The sequence below is a fragment of the Micromonospora sp. NPDC050980 genome (genome assembly GCF_040653835.1).
Lineage (GTDB): Bacteria > Actinomycetota > Actinomycetes > Mycobacteriales > Micromonosporaceae > Micromonospora.
In genome coordinates this window covers 55,979-76,182 of record NZ_JBFAGS010000005.1, presented here as the reverse complement: position 1 = coordinate 76,182, position 20,204 = coordinate 55,979, and the positions used below count along the sequence as shown (strand labels likewise).

The 20,204-nt window shown below is 72.6% G+C and carries 12 protein-coding genes; 8 read left to right on the top strand and 4 right to left on the bottom strand.

Annotated elements, in window-relative coordinates; genetic code table 11:
• Window positions 1–95 precede the first annotated feature (95 nt).
• The 7 genes from AB0H28_RS10480 to AB0H28_RS10450 all read left to right on the top strand — a co-directional run bounded on the left by AB0H28_RS10480 (window position 96) and on the right by AB0H28_RS10450 (window position 13,945).
• Window positions 96–2,951, top strand: a complete 2,856-nt coding sequence (locus tag AB0H28_RS10480; protein ID WP_358036776.1) for a discoidin domain-containing protein — start codon at window positions 96–98, stop codon at window positions 2,949–2,951.
• A gap of 97 nt (window positions 2,952–3,048) precedes the next feature.
• Window positions 3,049–7,056: a discoidin domain-containing protein gene (locus AB0H28_RS10475; RefSeq protein ID WP_358036774.1), complete on the top strand. Its 4,008-nt coding sequence runs from the start codon at window positions 3,049–3,051 to the stop codon at window positions 7,054–7,056.
• A gap of 451 nt (window positions 7,057–7,507) precedes the next feature.
• A complete protein-coding gene (gene lanKC, locus AB0H28_RS10470; protein WP_358036772.1) occupies window positions 7,508–10,114 on the top strand; it encodes a class III lanthionine synthetase LanKC in 2,607 nt (868 codons plus the stop codon).
• 6 nt (window positions 10,115–10,120) lie between these two features.
• A complete protein-coding gene (locus tag AB0H28_RS10465) occupies window positions 10,121–10,240 on the top strand; it encodes a SapB/AmfS family lanthipeptide (RefSeq protein ID WP_357761203.1) in 120 nt (39 codons plus the stop codon).
• Between the two features lie 47 nt (window positions 10,241–10,287).
• Window positions 10,288–10,407 (top strand): SapB/AmfS family lanthipeptide, encoded by a 120-nt coding sequence (locus tag AB0H28_RS10460; RefSeq protein WP_088647629.1) that lies wholly within the window; start codon window positions 10,288–10,290, stop codon window positions 10,405–10,407.
• 65 nt (window positions 10,408–10,472) lie between these two features.
• Window positions 10,473–12,140: an ABC transporter ATP-binding protein gene (locus AB0H28_RS10455; RefSeq protein WP_358036770.1), complete on the top strand. Its 1,668-nt coding sequence runs from the start codon at window positions 10,473–10,475 to the stop codon at window positions 12,138–12,140.
• Window positions 12,137–13,945, top strand: a complete 1,809-nt coding sequence (locus AB0H28_RS10450; protein ID WP_358036768.1) for an ABC transporter ATP-binding protein — start codon at window positions 12,137–12,139, stop codon at window positions 13,943–13,945. Before AB0H28_RS10455 ends, AB0H28_RS10450 begins: the two co-directional genes overlap by 4 nt.
• Here the strand turns inward: AB0H28_RS10450 and AB0H28_RS10445 are convergent.
• Window positions 13,841–14,452, bottom strand: coding sequence for a response regulator transcription factor (locus AB0H28_RS10445; RefSeq protein ID WP_358036766.1), 612 nt, complete (start codon window positions 14,450–14,452; stop codon window positions 13,841–13,843). The two genes, AB0H28_RS10450 and AB0H28_RS10445, sit on opposite strands and share 105 nt — an antisense overlap.
• A 110-nt stretch (window positions 14,453–14,562) precedes the next feature.
• Entirely contained in the window at window positions 14,563–15,207 is a 645-nt protein-coding gene (locus tag AB0H28_RS10440; protein ID WP_358036764.1) for a response regulator transcription factor, read from the bottom strand.
• A gap of 377 nt (window positions 15,208–15,584) precedes the next feature.
• Here AB0H28_RS10440 and AB0H28_RS10435 point away from each other — a divergent pair, with 377 nt between their 5' ends.
• Window positions 15,585–17,147, top strand: coding sequence for a pectate lyase (locus tag AB0H28_RS10435; RefSeq protein ID WP_358036762.1), 1,563 nt, complete (start codon window positions 15,585–15,587; stop codon window positions 17,145–17,147).
• Window positions 17,148–17,207: 60 nt separating this feature from the next.
• Here AB0H28_RS10435 and AB0H28_RS10430 read toward each other — a convergent pair whose 3' ends face one another.
• Window positions 17,208–18,968 carry a cellulose binding domain-containing protein gene (locus tag AB0H28_RS10430; protein ID WP_358036760.1) on the bottom strand — a complete coding sequence of 587 codons (1,761 nt, stop codon included), beginning with the start codon at window positions 18,966–18,968 and terminating at the stop codon, window positions 17,208–17,210.
• Between the two features lie 150 nt (window positions 18,969–19,118).
• The gene (locus tag AB0H28_RS10425) at window positions 19,119–20,177 is read right to left on the bottom strand and encodes an SRPBCC domain-containing protein (protein WP_358036758.1); all 1,059 of its coding nucleotides are present in this window, start codon (window positions 20,175–20,177) and stop codon (window positions 19,119–19,121) included.
• Between the last annotated feature and the right edge of the window lie 27 nt (window positions 20,178–20,204).

Genomic DNA, 20,204 nt, shown 5'->3' with positions numbered 1-20,204 from the left:
CCCGGCCGCCGCAGGAGCACCTGGGGAGGAAGGAGGGACCGGAGCACCGCCGCACACGGGGGACCTGGCCACCGACGAGAGGGAGCACACCCCGCATGGCCGAGCACCGCACCGCGCACCGCCACCGACGCACCGGGCTGGCGGCTCTGACCGCCGCCGCGCTCGCCGCCTCGACACTGACCGTCGTGGCGTTGACCTCCACCGCCACCCCGGCCTCCGCCGCCGGGCTGTCCCCGTTCGACATCACCGGCCGCGGCGCCACCGTGCCGTTCCGGGAGCAGGAGGCGGAGCAGGCCGCCTACACCGGCACCAGGATCGGCCCGGACCGCCGCTACGGCACACTGCCGTCCGAGGCGTCCGGCCGGGAGGCGGTCACCCTCGACGCGGTCGGGGAGTACGTCGAGTTCACGCTCGCCGCCCCGGCGAACGCGGTCACCTTCCGCTACAGCCTGCCGGACAGCGCCGCCGGCACCGGCCGGGACGCCAGCATCGACCTGCGCGCCAACGGCACGCTGCTCAAGGCCGTCCCGGTCACCTCCCGGTACGGCTGGTACTACGGCGGCTACCCGTTCAACAACAACCCGGGCGACACCAACCCGCACCACTTCTACGACGAGACCCGGGCCATGTTCGGCACGACCTACCCGGCCGGCACGAAGATCCGCCTCCAGGTCTCCTCGACCGCGCAGTCGCCCACGTTCACCATCGACCTGGCCGACTTCGAACTGGTCGGCGCGCCGATCGCCAAGCCGTCCGGAGTCCTGGACGTGGTCACCGACTTCGGCGCGGACCCGACCGGCGCCACCGACTCCACCGCGAGGTTCCAGGCCGCGGTGGACGCCGGCAAGGCGCAGGGCCGGGCGGTGTGGATCCCGTCCGGCACGTTCACGCTCTGGGACCACGTGGTGGTCGACGGGGTGACGCTGCGCGGCGCCGGGCCGTGGTATTCGGTGCTCGGCGGCCGGCACCCCACCGACCGCAAGCGGGCCGCCGGCATCTACGGCAAGTACGTGCCGGGCGGCGGCTACTCCGGCGGGATCCGCTCGCACGAGGCGGGTGGACCGAGCCGCAACGTGACGCTGCGGGACTTCGCCATCATCGGCGACATCCGCGAGCGGGTGGACGAGGACCAGGTGAACGCGCTCGGCGGCGCGATGACCGACTCGGTGGTGGACAACCTGTGGTTGCAGCACACCAAGGTCGGCGCCTGGATGGACGGCCCGATGGACAACTTCACCATCCGCAACAGCCGCATCCTGGACCAGACCGCCGACGGGGTGAACTTCCACTGGGGGGTCACCAACTCCACGGTGACCGACACGTTCGTCCGCAACACCGGCGACGACGCGCTGGCCATGTGGGCGCAGAGCGTGCCGAACGTCGGCAACTCGTTCACCCACAACACCATCGGCGTGACGATCCTGGCGAACCACCTCGTCACGTACGGCGGGCGCGACATCACCATCGCCGACAACGTGACCGCCGACTCGGTGACCAACGGCGGCGGCATCCACGTGGCGAACCGCTACCCCGGCGTCAACGGGCCGACCGCGGTGGCCGGGACGATCACGGTCGCCCGCAACACGCTGATCCGCAACGGCAACTCCGACTACAACTGGAACTTCGGGGTGGGGGCGATCTGGTTCTCCGCGCTGAACGAGCCGATCCAGGGCGCGAGCATCAGGGTCACCGACACCGACATCCTGGACAGCTCCTACGCGGCGCTGCACTGGATCGAGGGGCAGACCAGCGGCATCTCGTTCACCAACGTCCGCATCGACGGCGCGGGCACCTACGCGCTCCAGGTGCAGGCGCCCAGCCAGGTCAGCTTCACGAACGTGCGGGCCACGAACATCGCCCAGGCCAACCCGATGCACAACTGCGTCGGCAGCGGCTTCCAGATCACCCAGGGCAGCGGCAACTCCGGCTGGTACACGGCCACCCCGTACTGCGGTCCGTGGCCGCAGCCGCAGTGGGGCAACGGCCCGTCCAGCCCGCCGCCCACCAGCACGCCGCCGACTACCGCGCCCCCGACGACGGCCCCGCCGACCACCGCGCCGCCGACCACCCCGCCGCCGGCCGGCGGGAACCTGGCCCTGGGCCGGCCGGCGACCGCCACCAGCGTCAACCAGGTCTACGCGGCCGGCAACGCGGTCGACGGCAACGCGGGCAGCTACTGGGAGAGCGCGAACAACACCTTCCCGCAGTCGCTCACGGTCGACCTCGGCGCGTCGCGCACCGTCGACCGGGTGGTGCTGAAGCTCCCGGCCGGCTGGGAACGCCGGACCGAGACGCTGTCCGTGCTCGGTTCCGCCGACGGCTCCTCGTTCGCCACGCTCGCCGCGTCGGCCGGCCGGGTGTTCGACCCGGCGGCCGGCAACAGCGTGTCCATCGCGCTGCCCTCCGGCGCCCGCCGGTTCGTCCGGGTCACCGTCACCGCCAACACCGGCTGGCCGGCGGCACAGCTCAGTGAGCTGGAGGTGTACGGCGGCGGCACGACCACCCCGCCGCCCACCACCACCCCGCCGCCGACGGGCAACCTGGCCGCGGGCCGGCCGGTCGCGGAGACCAGCCACGCCGACGTCTACGGCGCCGGCAACACCGTCGACGGCAACCCGAACACCTACTGGGAGAGCGCCAACAACGCGTTCCCGCAGTCGGTGACCGTCGACCTGGGCAGCGCCCGGCCGGTGGCCCGGGTGGTGCTCAAGCTGCCGCCGTCGGCGGCCTGGCAGACCCGCACCCAGACCCTGTCCGTGCTCGGCTCCACCGACGGCTCGTCGTTCACCACGCTCAAGCCGGCGACCGGATACACGTTCGACCCGGCGGGCGGCAACAGCGCGTCGATCGCGCTGCCCGCCGGCGACCGCCGCTTCGTGCGGCTGACGTTCACCGGCAACACCGGCTGGCCGGCCGGCCAGCTCTCCGAGTTCGAGGTCTACGCCTCCTGACCCGCGCGGCGGGGACCCGCCCGGGTCCCCGCCGCACCACATCCCCCACCCCCGTCTACGCCTCTCCACCTCCCCCGGAAGAAGGTGTCCGTCCACCATGTCCAGAATCCGTACCAGAATGGTCGCGGTGCTCGCCGCGGTCGGCCTGGCCGTCACCGCGGCGCCCGCCCCGCCGGCCCTGGCCGCCGGCGGGCCGAACCTCGCCGCCGGCCGGCCCGCGACCGCCAGCAGCGTCAACGGCCCCTACGCCGCCGCCAACCTGACCGACGGCAGCCAGAGCAGCTACTGGGAGAGCAGCGGCGCGTTGCCCCAGTGGGCCCAGGTGGACCTCGGCACCAGCCGCGCCGTCGACCAGGTGGTGCTCAAGCTGCCCGCCGCCTGGGAGGCCCGCAACCAGACGCTGTCCGTGCAGGCCAGCGCGGACGGCAGCGGCTTCGCCACGGTCGTCGCCTCGGCCGCCCGCTCGTTCAGCCCGGCGGCCGGCAACACAGTGACGCTCGGCTTCACCGCCGCCACCGCCCGTTATCTGCGCGTCGTGATCACCGCGAACACCGGCTGGGCCGCCGCCCAGCTCGCCGAGCTGGAGGTCTACGGCACCGCCAACTCGTCGACGAACCTGGCGCTCGGCCGGACCATGACCGAGAGCGGCCACTCCGACGTGTACGCCGCCGGCAACGCCAACGACGGCAACGCCGCCACCTACTGGGAGAGCCCGAACAACGCGTTCCCGCAGTGGATCCAGGCCGACCTGGGCGCCGTCACCAGCGTCAACCGGCTGGTGCTGCGGCTGCCCGCCGGCTGGGGCGCGCGCACCCAGACGCTTACCGTGCAGGGCAGCACCAACGGCTCGACGTTCGGCACGCTCGTCGCGTCCGCGTCGTACCCGTTCGACCCGGCCGGCGGCAACACGGTGACCGTTACCGTGCCCAGCGCGTCCACCCGCTACCTGCGGCTGCTGTTCACCGCGAACAGCGCCTGGCCGGCGGGGCAGCTCGCCGAGCTGGAAGTCTACGGCCCGGCCACCGGCGACACCCAGGCGCCCGGCGCGCCGGGCAACCTGGCGTTCACCGAGCCGGCCACCGACCAGATCCGGCTGACCTGGACCGCGTCCACCGACAACGTCGGCGTCACCGGCTACGACGTCTACGCCAACGGGTCGCTGCGCACCACCGTGGGCGGCACCACGCTGACGTTCACCGACAGCCAGCCGGACAGCGCCACCGTCTCCTACCACGTGCGGGCCCGCGACGCCGCCGGCAACGTGTCCGCCACCAGCAACACCGTCACCCGCACCGGCAGCAGCACCGGCGGCACCAACCTGGCGGTCGGCAAGCCGGCCACCGCGTCGTCGGTGGTGCACGTGTTCAACGCCGCCAACGCGGTCGACAACGACGTCACCACCTACTGGGAGGGCGCGCCGGGCGCGTACCCGAGCACGCTGACCGTGGCGCTGGGCGCCAACGCCAGCATCAGCGCGATCGTGGTGAAGCTCAACCCGGACCCGGCGTGGGGCGCGCGCACCCAGACGTTCCAGGTGCTCGGCCGGGACCAGTCCGCCTCCGGGTTCACCAGCCTGGTCGGCTCCGCGACGTACTCGTTCAACCCGAACACCGGCAACACGGTGACCGTCCCGGTCTCGGCGACCGCCGCGGACGTGCGGCTGCAGTTCACCGCGAACTCCGGCTCGTCCAACGGCCAGGTCGCCGAACTCCAGGTGCTCGGCGTGCCGGCGCCCAACCCGGACCTCACCGTCACCGCCGTCACCGCGTCGCCGTCCGCGCCGGTGGAAACCGACACGATCACCCTGTCCGCCACCGTCCGCAACGCCGGCACCGCGGCGTCCGCCGCCACGAACGTCAACCTCTACCTGGGTACGACGAAGGTCGGCACCGCCGCCGTCGGCGCGCTCGCGGCCGGCGCGTCCACCACCGTCGCGGCGAGCATCGGCGCACGCGACGCCGGCAGCTACCAGCTCACCGCGAAGGTCGACGAGTCGAACGCGGTGACCGAGCAGAACGAGGCGAACAACTCCTACACGAACCCGACCGCGTTGACGGTCCGCCCGGTGGCCAGCTCCGATCTGGTGGCCTCCGCGGTGACCTGGTCGCCGGGCACGCCGGCGGCCGGCGCGACGGTCAGCTTCGCGGTGACGTTGCGCAACCAGGGCACGATCGCCTCGGCGGGCGGCGCGCACGGCATCACGCTCACCGTGCGCGACGACGCCGGCGCGGTGGTCCGCACGCTCACCGGCTCGTACTCCGGCACGATCGCGGCCGGGGCCACCGCCGGCCCGGTGTCGCTCGGCACCTGGACCGCCGCCAACGGCCGCCACACCGTGCGGGTGGTGCTCGCCGACGACGCCAACGAACTGCCGGTGAAGCGGCAGAACAACACGAGCGACCGGCCACTGTTCGTCGGTCGTGGCGCGAACCTGGGCTACGACATGTACGAGGCGGAGGACGGCTCGGTCGGCGGCGGCGCGCAGGTGATCGGGCCGAACCGCACCATCGGCGACCTGGCCGGCGAGGCGTCCGGCCGGCGCGCGGTCACCCTCAACACCACCGGCGCGTACGTCGAGTGGACCACCAAGTCGGCCGCGAACGCCCTGGTCACCCGCTTCTCCATCCCGGACGCGCCGGGTGGCGGCGGGATCGACTCGACGTTGAACATCTACGTCAACGGGGTGCTGCACAAGCCGATCAGCCTCACCTCGAAGCACATCTGGCTCTACGGCGCGGAGGCCGGCCCGAGCGACTCGCCGAGCGCGGGCGCACCCCGGCACCTCTACGACGAGGCGAACGTGCTGCTCAACTCCACGGTGCCGGCGGGCAGCCGGATCCGGCTCCAGAAGGACCCGGCGAACGCCACCACGTACGCGATCGACTTCGTCAACACCGAGCTGGTGTCGCCGCGCGCCAACCCGGACCCGGCCCGCTACAAGGTGCCGACCGGCTTCAGCCACGCCGACGTGCAGAACGCGCTGGACGCGGTGCGGATGGACACCACCGGCACCCTCGTCGGCGTCTACCTGCCCGCCGGCACCTACGACACGGCGCAGAAGTTCCAGGTGTACGGCAAGGCGGTGAAGGTCGTCGGCGCCGGCATGTGGTACACCCGCTTCCAGACGCCGACGAACCAGCAGAACACCGACGCCGGGTTCCGGGTGGAGTCCTCGGCCAGCGGGTCGACCTTCGCCCACCTGGCGTTCTTCGGCAACTACACCAACCGGATCGACGGGCCGGGCAAGGTGTGGGGCGAGCTGAAGGACGTGGACGACCTGACGCTGGACAGCGTCTGGGTGGAGCACACCGTCTGCGCGTACTGGGGGGTGAGCGTGGCCGGCCTGACCATCCGGGACAGCCGGTTCCGCGACACGTTCGCCGACGCGGTGAACATGACCAACGGCAGCACCGACGCCCTGGTCACCAACTCGGAGGGCCGCTCCAACGGCGACGACGCGTTCGCGTTGTTCTCCGCCACCGACCAGGGTGGCTCCGGCGGCAACCACGGCAACGTGTTCGAGAACCTGACCGCCACGCTCACCTGGCGGGCGGCCGGCATCGCCGTGTACGGCGGCTACGACAACATCTTCCGCAACCTCTACATCGCCGACCAGTTGACGTACTCGGGCATCACCATCAGCTCGCTGGACTTCGGTTACCCGTTCGTCGGGTTCGGCGCCAACCCGCCCACCCGGTTCGAGAACATCTCGCTGATCCGCTCCGGCGGGCACTTCTGGGGCGCGCAGACGTTCCCGGCGATGTGGTTGTTCTCCGCGTCGAAGGAGTTCCGGGGCATGCGGGTCAGCGACGTGGACATCGTGGACCCGACCTACTCCGGCATCATGTTCCAGACCAAGTACACCGGCGGGCAACCGGAGAACCCGATCACCGACACGGTGCTCGCCAACGTGTCGATCTCGGGGGCGCGGCGCAGCGGCGACGCGTTCGACGCGAAGTCCGGCATCGGCATCTGGGTCAACGAGATGCCGGAGGCGGGCCAGGGTCCGGCGGTCGGCGCGGCCACGTTCACCAACCTCCACCTGACCGACAACGCCCAGGACATCCGCAACACCACCAGCACCTTCACCATCACCCGCAACTGATGTAAGGAGGGGCCCCTTCTTAACGCCTCCGGTAGAGAAGGGGCCCCCTCTCACACCCGGGAACGTCCGGGCCGACGTCCGCCGCGACCGGGGACCGGACGTTGCTGGCCTGTGCGGCGGTGCAGCTCGGGCCGGTGTCGCGGGCGCCGGCTCGGGCGCGGTCGGTGCTGGTGGCCGCCGCGTACCGGGTTGTGCCGCGCGCTCCGGATCCGGGTACGCCGCAGGAGCTGTCGCTGTGCGGTGCGCTGTTGACGCAGGCGGGAACTCATCACCCCGGATCGGCGAGCCCGGAAACACAACTGGTCAAACAGTGTTCGCGAATTCAAACTCCGCCGATGTCACGACTTGGGGATGCGGAACTCATCGTCTCGTCATGACTCATCGCACTGTGCCCATGCCTCCGCCATCCGCAGTATTGACGTCAACCGATCAGCCGGTGGAGGCAACCGAAATGGACGAACGGTACGACTCGTACTGCGCGGTCGATCCGCTCTTCTACGACTCGCTGGCCGGCACCACGGCCGAGGCGGACGCCTACCCGACCGGCCCGGTGCCGGACGGCTGGGAGCGTGAGGTCAAGGACGACTGGCTGATCCACGGACCGGTCGGCGGCTCCCTCCCCGCCCAGGGCTGGAAGATCCACGTGTCGGCCCGGCTGGACAACGCCGAGCGCGTCCTGGCCCGGGTGGCCGACTACTGCCGGCCCCGGGGCATCCCGTTCAAGCACCTGCGCGGCCCGCGCCTGCTGCTGATGCGCAACAGCAAGTACGCCCGGCGCGCCGCCAGCGGGAAGTTCGTCACCGTCTATCCGCGCGACGACGCCGAGCTGGAACTGACCGCCAAGGAACTCGCCGACCTGCTCGACGGCGAACCGGGACCGTACATCCTGAGCGACCTGCGCTACGGCGACGGCCCGGTGTACCTCCGCTACGGCGGTTTCGCCGCCCGTTACTGCGTCTCCACCGACGGCCAGACGGTGCCGGCGGTCGAGAACCCGGACGGCGTATTGGTGCCGGACCGCCGGGACCCGGTGTTCCACCTGCCCGAGTGGGTGACCCTGCCCGACTTCCTTGCCCCGCACCTGGCGGCTCGCAACGCGGCGGCGACGACCGACCTGCCGTACCGCATCGACAAGGTGATCCACTTTTCCAACGGCGGCGGCCTGTACGAGGCCCGCGACACCCGCACCGACCAGCGGGTGGTGCTCAAGGAGGCACGCCCGCACGCCGGGCTGGACGCCACCGGCGCCGACGCGGTGTCCCGGCTGCGCCGCGAGGCGCAGACCCTGCGCCGGCTCGCCGACGTGCCGCACCTGGTCCGGGTGCACGACGAGTTCAGCTTCGGCGGGCACGAGTTCCTCGCCCTGGCCTTCGTCGAGGGCCGGCCGCTCAACCAGGTGGTGGTGCAGCGCTACCCGTTGGTCCACGCCGACGCCGACCGGGCCGCCTACACCCGCTGGGCGCTGGATGTGCACCGCCAGGTCGCCGAGGCGGTCGCCGCCATCCACGCGCACGGCGTCGTCTACGGCGACCTGCACATGTTCAACGTCATGGTGGGCGACGACGGCGCGGTGACCCTGATCGACTTCGAGGTGGCGACCGACGTCGCCGAGGCGACCCGGCCCGCGTTGCGCAACCAGGCGTTCGCCGCGCCGCGCGACCGCACCGGCGCCGACGTCGACCGCTACGCCCTGGCCTGCCTGCGGCTGGCCCTGTTCCTGCCGCTGACCGCGATGCTGCGCCTGGCCCCGACCAAGGCGGCGCACCTGGCCGACGTGATCGCCGAGAACTTCCCGGTGCCGCGCGGACTGCTGGACGAGGCGGTCGAGGTGATCGGCGGGGGCCGCGCGGCCGGGCTGCGGCGCATTGTCACGATCGACCCGGACGACTGGCCCGGGCTGCGCGACCGGCTCGCCGCGGCGATCACCGCCAGCGCCACCCCGCACCGCGACGACCGGCTCTTTCCCGGCGACATCCGCCAGTTCGCCGGCGCCGACGGCGGGCTCAATTTGGCGTACGGCGCGGCCGGGGTGCTCTGGGCGCTGCACGCCGGCGGTGCCGGCACCGACCCCGCGCACGAGCGGTGGCTGATCGACCGGGTCCGCGAGCCCGCCTCCGGCAGCCGCCTCGGCCTCTACGACGGGCTGCACGGCATCGCGTACGTGCTGGACGTGCTGGGTCACCGGGACGAGGCGCTGCGCCTGCTCGACCTCTGCCTCGACCAGCCCTGGACCGAGCTGCGCGACGACCTGACCGGCGGCCTGCCCGGGATCGCGCTGAACCTGGCCCACTTCGCCGCGCTCACCGGCGACCGGCGCTACGCCGACGCCGCCCGGCGGGCCGTCGACGTGGTGATCGGCCGGCTCGGCGACGTCGAATCGGTCGCCGAGGTCAGCGGCGGGCGGCACCCGTACGCCGGACTGATGCGGGGCGGGGCCGGCGTGGCGCTGATGCTGCTACGGACGTACGAGCGCGACGGCGACGACGTCCTGCTCGACCACGCGCGCACCGCGTTGCGCCAGGATCTGCGCCGCTGCGTCCGGCGCGACGCCGGGCACCTGGAGGTCAACGAGGGCTGGCGGACCATGCCCTACCTGGCCGAGGGGAGCGTCGGCATCGGGATCGTGCTCGACCAGTACCTTCGCCACCGGCCCGACGACGCGCTGCGTGACGAGGCCGACGCGATCCGCCGCGGCGCCGACTCCCCGTTCTACGCGCAGTCCGGCCTGTTCGCCGGGCGTGCCGGGATCGTGGCGTACCTCGCCGAGCGGGGCGAGCGGGACGCGGCCCGCCAGCAGGCCCGGCTGCTCGGCTGGCACGCCCTGCCGTACGCCGACCGGACCGCCTTCCCCGGCGACCAGCTGCTGCGGCTCTCCATGGACCTCGCCACCGGCACCGCCGGGGTGCTCGCCGCGCTCGCCGCGACCCGGCCGGACGATCCGCTGCACCTGCCGTTCCTCACCCCGCTGCCCGACGCGACGGCCGTCGCGGGGCCGAGCGGCCACCGACCCCCCGGTTTCCCCGGGGTGACCCGATCCGACCCGACCGGAGGGAGGTGAATCGACATGGCACTGCTCGACCTTCAGGCGATGGAGCTGCCGGCCGCCGAGCGTACCGGCGGTGGTAGCCAGGCCAGCCTGCTGCTCTGCGGCGACAGCTCGCTGAGCGTCACCACCTGCAACTGATCCGTCCGACGACCGACGTCACGACACGACAGGAAAGAGGAAGCGACATGGCTCTGCTCGACCTCCAGGGGATGGAACTGCCGGCCGCCGAGCGTACCGGCGGTGGCAGCCGCGCCAGCCTGCTGCTCTGCGGCGACAGCTCGCTGAGCGTCACCACCTGCAACTGACGATCAGCCGCTTGGCCCCGGACCGGCTCTCCGCCGGCCCGGGGCCCGCGCCCGTGGGAGGCTCGATGACCCCCGCCGACCGGCTCGCACTGCGCGCCGTGGCCTTCGCCGGCTGGTGGACCCCGACGTTGGGGGTGCTCGCCGTGGCCGAGACGGCGGCCGAGCTGGCCTTGCCCGCCGTCCTGGGCCGCGCGGTGGACGCCGTGGTCGGCGCGGCCCCGCAGTCCTCGTCCGGCCGGTGGATCGTGGTGGTCGCCGCGCTGGTGCTGGTGCTGATCGGCACCCGGGCCGCGCAGGACTACGGCGGCGGCGCGGCCGGCGCACGCTCGGTGGCCGCGCTGCGGCACACGCTGATCCGGCACCTGTTCGCGCTCGATCCGCGCACCGCGGCCCGCCGGCCGGTGGGTGATCTGGTCGGCCGGCTGGTCGGGCAGGTCGCCGACGCCGGGCGGGCCGCCCCGACGGTCGTCCTGGCCGGCAGCGTGCTGCTGCCACCGGTGGGTAGCCTGGTCGCGCTCACCCTGATCGATCCCTGGCTGGGCCTCACCTTCGTGCTGGGGTTGCTGCTCCTGGCCCTGCTGCTGCGACGTTTCGTCAGCGAGGCGTCGGGCGCCGTCGCCGGTTACCAGCGGGCCCAGGGGGAGTTGGCCGGACGACTCGTCGAGGCGCTCGCCGGCGCGCGGACGATCGCCGCCGCCGGCACCGCCGAGCGGGAGGTCGACCGGGTCCTCGCCCCACTGCCGGAGCTGCACCGGCACGGCGTGCGCACCTGGAGGGTGCTCGCCGGGGCGTCCGCCCGGGGCGCGTTGCTGAACCCGCTGCTGCAACTGGCGGTCGTGGCGGTCGCCGGATGGTCGCTGTCGGCCGGCCGGCTCACCCCGGGGGAGCTGCTCGCGGCCCTGCAGTACGCGGCGATCGGCGCCGGGCTGGGCGCCGCGATCGCGGCCGTCAACACCGCCGTACGGGTACGCGCCGGCTGCGCCCGGGCCGCCGAGATCCTCGACGAACCGGCCCGCCGCCACGGTGCCCGGGACCTGCCGCCCGGGCCGGGTCGGTTGGACCTGTGCGGGGTGGACGTGCGCGGCGACGACGGCCGGCCGCTGCTCGACCGGGTGGACCTGCGGGTGCCGGGCGGCACGCTGCTCGCCGTCGTCGGCCCGTCCGGTGCCGGTAAGTCCCTGCTCGCGGCCGTGGCCGGCCGGCTGCGTGACCCGGACGCCGGCGAGGTTCGGCTGGACGGCGTGCCGCTGCCCGAGTTGACCCCGGCGGCGCTGGGCCGGGCGGTCGGCTACGGCTTCGAGCGGCCGGTGCTGGTGGGCGACACGGTCGGCGCGGCGGTCGGCTGCGGCGCCGACCCGGTGCCCCTGACCCGGGCGGCGCAGGTCCACGACGTGGTGCGACTGCTGCCCGAGCGCTATCGGACCCCGCTGGCCGGGCTGGCCCTCTCCGGCGGTGAGCGGCAGCGGCTCGGCCTGGCCCGCGCGCTGCGCGCCGAGCGGCTGCTGATCCTCGACGACGCGACGTCCAGCCTGGACACGGTCACCGAGCACCGGGTGGTGGACGCGCTCACCGGCCCGAACGACCGGCGTACCCGGGTGGTGGTGAGTCATCGCGTCGGCACCGCGGCCCGAGCCGACCTGGTGGCCTGGGTGGACGGTGGCCGGGTGCGGGCGGTGGCGCCGCACGAGGCGCTCTGGGCCGATCCGGCCTACCGGGCGGTGTTCCGGTCGTGACCGGCGTGGGCGGGGTGACCCGCGCGGCCCTGTCGGCGCGGCGCGGCCCGCTGCTGCGCCTGGCCGGCTGGTCGCTGGCCGAGGCGTTGCCGGCGGCGTTGACCGGCCTGCTGACCGCTCGTGCCGTCGACGACGGGTTCCTGGCCGGCCGGCTCGGCGTGGGCCTGCTCTGGCTGGGTCTGCTGGCGGTCGCCGTGCTGGTCGGCGCGCTCGGCACCCGGCAGGCGTACGGGCTGCTGGGCGAGGTGGTGGAGCCGTTCCGCGACGACCTGCTGCGGCGGGTCGTGGCGGGCGCGCTGGCCGGCGCGACCGACGGTCGGGGCGACGACGCGGCGGTGACCCGGCTGACCCATCAGGTGGAGCTGGTCCGCGACACCTGGGCCGGCCTGCTGATGGTGGTCCGGGGATTCGTGTTCGCCACCGGGGCCGCCGTGGTGGGCCTCTGTTCCCTGGCCGCTCCGGTCGCCCTGCTGGTCGCCGGACCGGTGCTCGTCGGTCTGCTGATCTTCGCCGCCGCCCTGCCGGCGATGGTCGCCCGGCAGCGCGACTACGTCCTGGCCGGGGAGCGGCTCGGCCGGGACGCGATCGTGGCGGTGGCCGGGCACCGCGACGTCACGGTCAGCGGGGCCGCCGACCGGGTCGTCGGCTGGCTCGGCGGTCACGTCGACGCGCAGGCGCGGGTGGAGCGGCGGCTGGCCGTGATGGCCGCCGCGCGCAGCCTCAGCCTGGCCGTCGGCGGCTGGCTCCCGGTGCCCCTGCTGCTGTTGGCCGGGCCGTGGCTGCTGCGGCAGGGCCTCGGGCCGGGCGCGCTGCTCGGCGCGCTGGTCTACGTCGTCCGCGGCATCCAGCCGGCGCTGCACACGCTGTTCCAGGGGGTGGCGGCCGGTGGTCTCCGCTTCGTGGTCACCCTCGACCGGCTGCTGCGCACGTGCGTACCCCCGCCGGGGCCGGGGCCAGTGGCGGTCGCGCCGTCGGGCGATCCGGCCGCGCCCGCCCTGGCGTTGCGGGCGGTGGCCTTCCGGTACGGTCCGCACGCCGAGCCGGTGCTGGACGGCTTCGACCTGACCGTGCCGGCCGGCGACCACCTGGCGATCGTCGGTGCGAGCGGCATCGGCAAGTCCACCCTGGCGGGGTTGATGACCGGCGTGCTGCGCCCGGAGTCCGGCACGGTGCACGTGGCGGGGACGTCGACGGTCGCGGTCGGCGCGGGGGAGTTGGCGGCCCACCGGGTGTTGATCCCGCAGGAGGCGTACGTGTTCACCGGCACGGTCCGGGACAATCTGCGCTACCTGCGGCCCGGCCTGGACGACGCGACGATCCTGCGGGCGGTGGACCGATTGGGGCTGGCGGACCTGGTGGGCCGGCTCGGCGGCCTCGACGCGACGCTGCGGGCGGCCGGCCTGTCCGCCGGGGAACGCCAGCAGGTGGCCCTGCTCCGGGCCTGGCTGTCGCCGGCGCCGCTGGTCATCCTCGACGAGGCGACCTGCCACCTTGACCCGGCCACCGAGGCGCGCCTGGAGGCCGCGTTCGCCGCCCGGCCCGGCACCCTCGTGGTGATCGCGCACCGGATCAGCTCGGCGGTGCGCGCCCGCCGGGTGCTGCTGCTCGACGGCGGTGACGCCCACCTGGACAGTCACCGTGGACTGCTGGCCGTCTCGGCTGCCTACCAGGAGTTGGTCGGCTACTGGGCCGGCGGCGGGTCAGATCCAGCAGGACTCCCGGGCGATCCGGACGGCTTCCAGCCGGGTCCGCGCCCCGGTCTTCGTCATGATGTGGGACAGGTGGTTGCGGACCGTTCCGGGTGAGACCCCCAACTTCTGGGCGATCTCCCGCACCGGCATGCCGTCGGCAGCCACGTCGAGGACCTCGCGCTCGCGGGTGGTCAGCGGATTGTCCGCGACCTCCAGCGCGGCGACGACCAGCTCCGGGTCGAGCACCACCTGACCGTCGGCGATCTGCCGGATCCCGTCGGCGATCCGTTCGGGCGGCACGTCCCGGTCGAGAAAGCCGATCCACCCGTGGTGCTCGGCGAACACCGCCCGCATCCGTGCGGCCCGACGCCGGTCCACCAGCACCAGCATCCGGCCGCCGTGGCTGCCGTCGGTCACCGCGGCGAGCCGTGCCAGCCGCTCCACCGGCACCACGTCGACGTCGAGGACGGTGACGTGCGGGCGGTCCCGCAGGAGCGCCGCCTCGACGGCGTCGGCGGTGCCGGCCTCAGCGACGACGTCGATGTCGTCCTGTGCGCCGAGCAGTTGGGCGAGCGCGCCCCGAACCAGCCGTCCTTCGAGTGCGAGCAGCGTGCGGACCATGTCGACTCCCAGCCATGACCCCCGCTTTCCTGACTTGACGTGAACGGACGATGACCAACCGTGAGGAATCTTAGGTGCATCACTGTCCCGAGGCATCCGTCTGCGTGTCGTCAGATCCAACCGGCGTCCTGGGCGCGTCGGACCGCCTCCCACCGGTTCCGGCCGCCGGCCTTGCGCAGGAGGCTGGACAGGTGGTTGCGGACCGTGCCGGGAGCGAGGTGCAGCAGCTCGGCGATCTCCCGGCTCCGCAGGCCCTTCGCGGCGACGGCGGCCACCTCGCGCTCCCGGTCGCTGAGCGGGTTGACCACGGTGTCGAGGACGGCGAGCGCGGTGACGAGGTCGGTGGTGCGCCGCCCCTCGGCGACCGCCCGCAGCCGATCGAGCATCTCCGCCGGGGGCGCGTCCTTGGCGACGACCGCGCGGGCGCGTAGACGCAGCGCGGACCGCAGCACCCGGGCGGTGGGCCGGTTCGTCAGCACCACGACCGCGCAGTCCGGCACCTCGACGCGCAACGCCGGCAGCACGGTCCACATCTCCTTCTCGGCGCCGATGTCGATCAGGACGAGATCGGGTCGGACGCCGGCGAGTCGGCGCACGTCGTCGGGACCGGCATCGCACTCGCGTACCACCTCGAAGTCGGACGCCGCCGCGACCACTCCGGCCACGAGCGTGCGGTGCAGCCCCGGGTCACCGAGCACGGCGACCCGGATCCTCGACGCCGACCCCTGCGGAGGTTTCCATGGAGTATCACTCACGGGACTACTCTGCCCTACGGAGCGTCACTCGGTAACCCCGTCCGGCGGGACGTTTCGCAGGTGGTCCCGGCATGTGGGCGGATTCCCGGTCGCCGGTGTCGTCAGTGGACGAGCGCGCCGCCGGCCGTACCGGCGGGTGACGGCGCCCGCGCCCGCCTAGTTCCGGCGGTGCAAAAAACCTGCAAACGCCAGCCCTTGCCCTGAGCGAAAGCGCTTTCATACGATTGCGTTACATCGATGTTTCGTTTGCGGGCCGGGCTCCGCGAATGAATGAGAACCGCCGGCGGCGCGCCGTATCGCGCCGCGGCCATTCACCTTTTCCCTGTTCGGCGGCGGCCGGTCGATCCGGCATGCGCGAATACGAAATGAGGCGTCACATGAAACGACAAGCCGCACTGCGGCTCCAGGCAAGCCTCGCCACGGCCGCGGTGGGGGTCGCGGTCGCCGTGGCCCTGCCGACCCCACAGGCATCGGCGGCGGCCGGGAGCGCCACCGGCTACGCGACCCAGAACGGTGGGACCACCGGCGGCGCGGGCGGACCGACGGTAAGGGCCACCACCGGGACCGCGATCCACACCGCGCTGTGCAACCGGGCCAGCAGCAGCACTCCGATCATCATCGAGGTCAGCGGGACCATCAACCACGGCAACACCGCAAAGGTGTCCGGTTCGAGCTGCAACACCGCGGCCGGCGTGATCGAGCTGAAGCAGATCAGCAACGTCACCATCATCGGAGTCGGCGGCGGCGCGGTCTTCGACCAGCTCGGCATCCACATCCGCGAATCCCGCAACATCATCGTCCGGAACGTCACCGTGCGGAACGTGAAGAAGTCCGGCTCGCCCACCTCGAACGGCGGCGACGCGATCGGCATGGAGAGCACCGTCCGCAACATCTGGGTGGACCACGTCACGTTGGAGGCGTCGGGCGGGGAGTCGGAGGGCTTCGACGGTCTCTTCGACATGAAGAACGACACCCAGTACGTGACGTTGTCCTACAGCATCCTGCGCAACTCCGGCCGCGGTGGCCTGATCGGCTCCAGCGAGAGCGACAGGTCGAACAGCTTCATCACGTTCGACCACAACCTCTACGAGAACATCGACTCCCGCACGCCGCTGCTGCGCGGCGGCGTCGCGCACATCTACAACAACCACTACTCGGGTCTGCACGAGTCCGGCATCAACTCCCGTGCCGGGGCACGGGCCAAGGTGGAGAACAACTACTTCCGCAACTCCAAGGACGTGCTGGGCACGTTCTACACCAACGAACGCGGCTCCTGGCAGGTCAGCGGCAACATCTTCGACAACGTGACCTGGTCGGCCACCGGCGACGAGAACTACCCGGCGGGACCGAACCCCACGTCCACGACCACCGTCGGCATCCCCTACTCCTACCGTCTCGACGGGGCGAGCTGCGTGCCGGACATCGTCCGGCAGACGGCGGGCGCGAACACCGGCCTGCGGGTCTCGGACGGCACCTGCGCGCCGCAGTCGCCCCCGCCCACCACGCCGGGGCCGACCACACCCGCGCCGACCACCCCGCCGCCGGCGACCACCCCGCCGCCGCCCGGCGGGACCAACCTGAGCCTCGCCTCCGGCGCCGGCGCGGACGGCTCCAGCAAGGCCAGCGGCACCAGCTACGGCAACGTGCGCGACGGCAACCTGGGCACGTACTGGTCGCCGACCGGGTCGACCGGCACCATCTCGATCAAGTGGGGCTCGGCCACCACGGTGTCCCGGGTGATCATCCGTGAGCCGTCCGGCACCCAGGGCTCGATCGGCTCGTGGCAACTGGTCGACAACGACACCGGGGCCGTGCTGGCAACCGGCAACGGCGCGGGCTCCACCACCTTCGCCGCCACCTCACTGAGGAAGATCAACTTCCGGATCACCAGCTCGAACGGTACCCCGAAGGTCGGCGAGTTCGAGACGTACGCCGGTTAGCCGGCGCGACGAGGCGGGGGCGGCCGTGTCGGCCGCCCCCGCCCGCGTGCGTCAGTGCTGTCAGAGGGTGAGCACCACGGTGGAGATGCTGCGTGCGCCGACGTTCACCGACACCTGGTTGCCGTTCACGCCGGCCGGTTGGCTCGCCGCGCTCGCGTTCTGCGAGGTGGCGACGTACTGGGCCGCGCTGACGTTCTGCGGCACCTGGATGACGGCGTTGTTCACCGCGCTCGTCGACCGGTTGAGGATCACCAACGTGATCTTGCCGTCGCCGGAGTAGGCGGTCACCTCCAGCGGCGACGCCTTGGCACTCTTCGTCAGGCCGACCCGCTGGTAGCCCGGACGGACGTACTTGGCGTACTGGGAGAAGGCGTACCCACGCTTGAGCGGCGCGCCGGCCGTCGTGCCGTACGCGGCCTCGCCGTCACCGATGAACGAGTAGTAGCGCTTGCCGTACCACCAGATGTAGGCGCTCCAGTTGGACTCCATCGACTTGTGCACGGTGCGCATGATGTCGTCCAACGTCTCGTTCCAGGCCGCTGCGTTGCTGGGGTTGCCCCAGATGTTCGAGCCGCTGCCGTCGGCCTCGTGCAGGTTCCACTCCGTCATCCACACCGGTTTGTTGTACTGCTGCGCCAGGGTGTACGGCTTCAGCCGTCCCGAATCCTCCGTGCCGTAGAGGTGACCGCCGATGTAGCCGATGTTGTTGCGGGCGGCCGGGTCGTTCAGCGTGGGATCGGTGTAGCCGTAGTTGAGGTTCACCGCCTCGGCGACCATCAGCTTGGTGTTCTGCACCTTGGCGCCCTGCTCCCGGACGAAGGTCTGCAGCTCGGTGCCGGTCCAGTCCATCGAGTCGTAGTTCGGGTGCCAGTCCGGCTCGTTCTGCACCGACATGACGTCGATCGTCACGCCCTGGCCGCGCATGTACTGGACGTAGCTGTTGAGATGGTTGGCGTAGTCGTCGTAGTAGTCGGGCTTCAGCTTGCCGCCGTTGACCCGGCTGTTGTTCGTCTTCCAGGCCGCCGGCGCCGTCCACGGCGACGCCATGATCTTCACGTTCGACCCGTACGACTTCGCCGTCTTCAGCGCGCTCACCTGCGTCGACCACTCGCTGGACACCGGCGACAGGCCGGTGCGCACGATGGACAGGCCGAGCTGGTTGGGCCCCAACCCGACCAGCGTCTGCGTCTCGGCCGTCGACCACGCGCCACCCCAGATCGACACCGCCGCGCCGAACCCGTCCACGGTCTGGTACTTCGTGGCGGTGTTCACCGCGATGTCCGCCGGCCCGGGGGGCGGGGTGGACGGCGACGACGTGGGCGTCGGGGTGGGCGGCGGCGTCGTGGGCGGCGGCGTGGGCGGCGGCGTGGGCGAGTTGGTGGGTGAGCTGGTCGGGGTGGTGGTGCCGCCGGTGCAGGTGACGCCGTTGAGGGTGAAGCTGGTGGGGGTGGGGTTGCTGGTGGTCCAGGCGCCGTTGAAGCCGAACGAGGTGGTGCCGTTGGTGGGGACGGATCCGTTGTAGCTGACGTTCTTGGCGGTGACGGCGGCGCCGTTCTGGGTGACGGTGGCGTTCCAGGCCTGGGTGATGCTCTGGCCGGCGGCGTAGGACCAGGTGAGGGTCCAGTTGGACAGTGGGTCGCCGAGGTTGGTGATGGTGACGTTGGCGCCGAAGCCGCCCGGCCACTGTGACGACACGGCGTAGTCCACCGAACAGCCGGCCGCCGCGGCACCGGCCGGCAGCGCCGCGACGACCCCCGTCGAGGCGACCAGCGCGACGCCGGCCGACACCAATCCGATATTGGCGGCTCTGGATCTAGACATAACACTTCCTCCTGTGGTGGTGGCGGCCCGCACATTCGCTGACGTGATTGTGTTGTGAACGTTAACAGCCGCAACAGCGATGTTACGGGAGCGCTCCCACAGGCTCAATCCCAGAAATCCCAGCCCCACCGCGAGAGGCGGGGGACTCCGTCAGGGGGTGGTGCAGGGGGTGGTGTCGACGGCGCAGGCTTCGGGGCCGTCGTGCCGGGGATCCGGGTCGCGGACGTCGAATCGGATGGTGGTCGAGCCGTCGGGCGGCAGCGCCGCGCCGGTGAACGTGACCACCGAGCCGCTCTGCGCCGCCTCGGCGCCCTGGACCGAACCCACGGTGGCACCGTCGCCGATCGTCAGCGTCACCGTCCACTCCGATAGCGGTGTCGGGCCGGCGTTGCGCAGCACCACCTCGCCCCGGTAGCCGAAGACCCGGTCGTTGACCGTCTCGTAGGTCGCGGTCAGCGGCACCGCGGCGGGCGGCGACGGGCTCGGCGTACGGCTGGGGGAGCGCGACGCCGACGGCGAGGGGGAGGCGCTGCGTCGCTCGGGGCTCGGCGTGGGCCGGGCGGTCGTGGGCCGCGGCGAGGCGGTGGTGGTGGCGGGCAGCACCAGCGGTGGGGTGGACGGTGGCGGTGCGGCCGGCGCGGGCGCGGTGTCCCGGGTCGCCCAGAGCGCCGCCCCGGTCGCGGCGGCGAACACCGTCACCGCGCCGGCGGCCAGCAGGATCCGGTGGCGGGACCGGTCGCGCCGGGCTCCGGGCAGGCCGACCAGCGGCAGCTCGGCGGTCCGGCCGCCCTCGGCGCGGCGCAGGTCCACCTGCTGGAAGGCCAGCCAGTCGAGGATCGCCGGGAGCCGCCCGGTCAGTGCCCGTTCCTGCTGCCCGGCGCGGGCCTCCGCGTCCCAGTCGCCGTCCTCCAGGACCTCGCGTACGGACAGCCGGGTGCCGTGCGCCGTGGGGGTCAGGTCGCACGCCAGCCGGGTCGCGCGGCCGGCTTCCCGGCACCGCACCACCAGCCGATGCGGGGAGCGCAGCTCGACCACCTCCACCTCGGTGTCGGCGTCGTAGCCCGGCAGCGCGGCGGTCGCCAGTGTCCAGTGGTCGTCCCCCTGTGTGCTGTCGGCGAACCACTTGGCCAGCAACGCCCGCTCGGTCAACGTCTGCCAGACGCGGGCGGGCGGGTGGAACAGGTCGACCTCGGTGGCGATCTCGATCACGCGGAGACTCTAAGGCCCGTCCGGCCG

Excerpts from the sequence above, each read along its gene's own strand:
- AB0H28_RS10430 (WP_358036760.1), bottom strand. The coding sequence starts at position 18,968 with ATGTCTAGATCCAGAGCCGCCAATATCGGATTGGTGTCGGCCGGCGTC.
- AB0H28_RS10465 (WP_357761203.1), top strand. The coding sequence starts at position 10,121 with ATGGCACTGCTCGACCTTCAGGCGATGGAGCTGCCGGCCGCCGAGCGT.
- AB0H28_RS10475 (WP_358036774.1), top strand. The coding sequence starts at position 3,049 with ATGTCCAGAATCCGTACCAGAATGGTCGCGGTGCTCGCCGCGGTCGGC.
- lanKC (WP_358036772.1), top strand. The coding sequence starts at position 7,508 with ATGGACGAACGGTACGACTCGTACTGCGCGGTCGATCCGCTCTTCTAC.
- AB0H28_RS10480 (WP_358036776.1), top strand. The coding sequence starts at position 96 with ATGGCCGAGCACCGCACCGCGCACCGCCACCGACGCACCGGGCTGGCG.
- AB0H28_RS10460 (WP_088647629.1), top strand. The coding sequence starts at position 10,288 with ATGGCTCTGCTCGACCTCCAGGGGATGGAACTGCCGGCCGCCGAGCGT.
- AB0H28_RS10445 (WP_358036766.1), bottom strand. The coding sequence starts at position 14,452 with ATGGTCCGCACGCTGCTCGCACTCGAAGGACGGCTGGTTCGGGGCGCG.
- AB0H28_RS10455 (WP_358036770.1), top strand. The coding sequence starts at position 10,473 with ATGACCCCCGCCGACCGGCTCGCACTGCGCGCCGTGGCCTTCGCCGGC.
- AB0H28_RS10435 (WP_358036762.1), top strand. The coding sequence starts at position 15,585 with ATGAAACGACAAGCCGCACTGCGGCTCCAGGCAAGCCTCGCCACGGCC.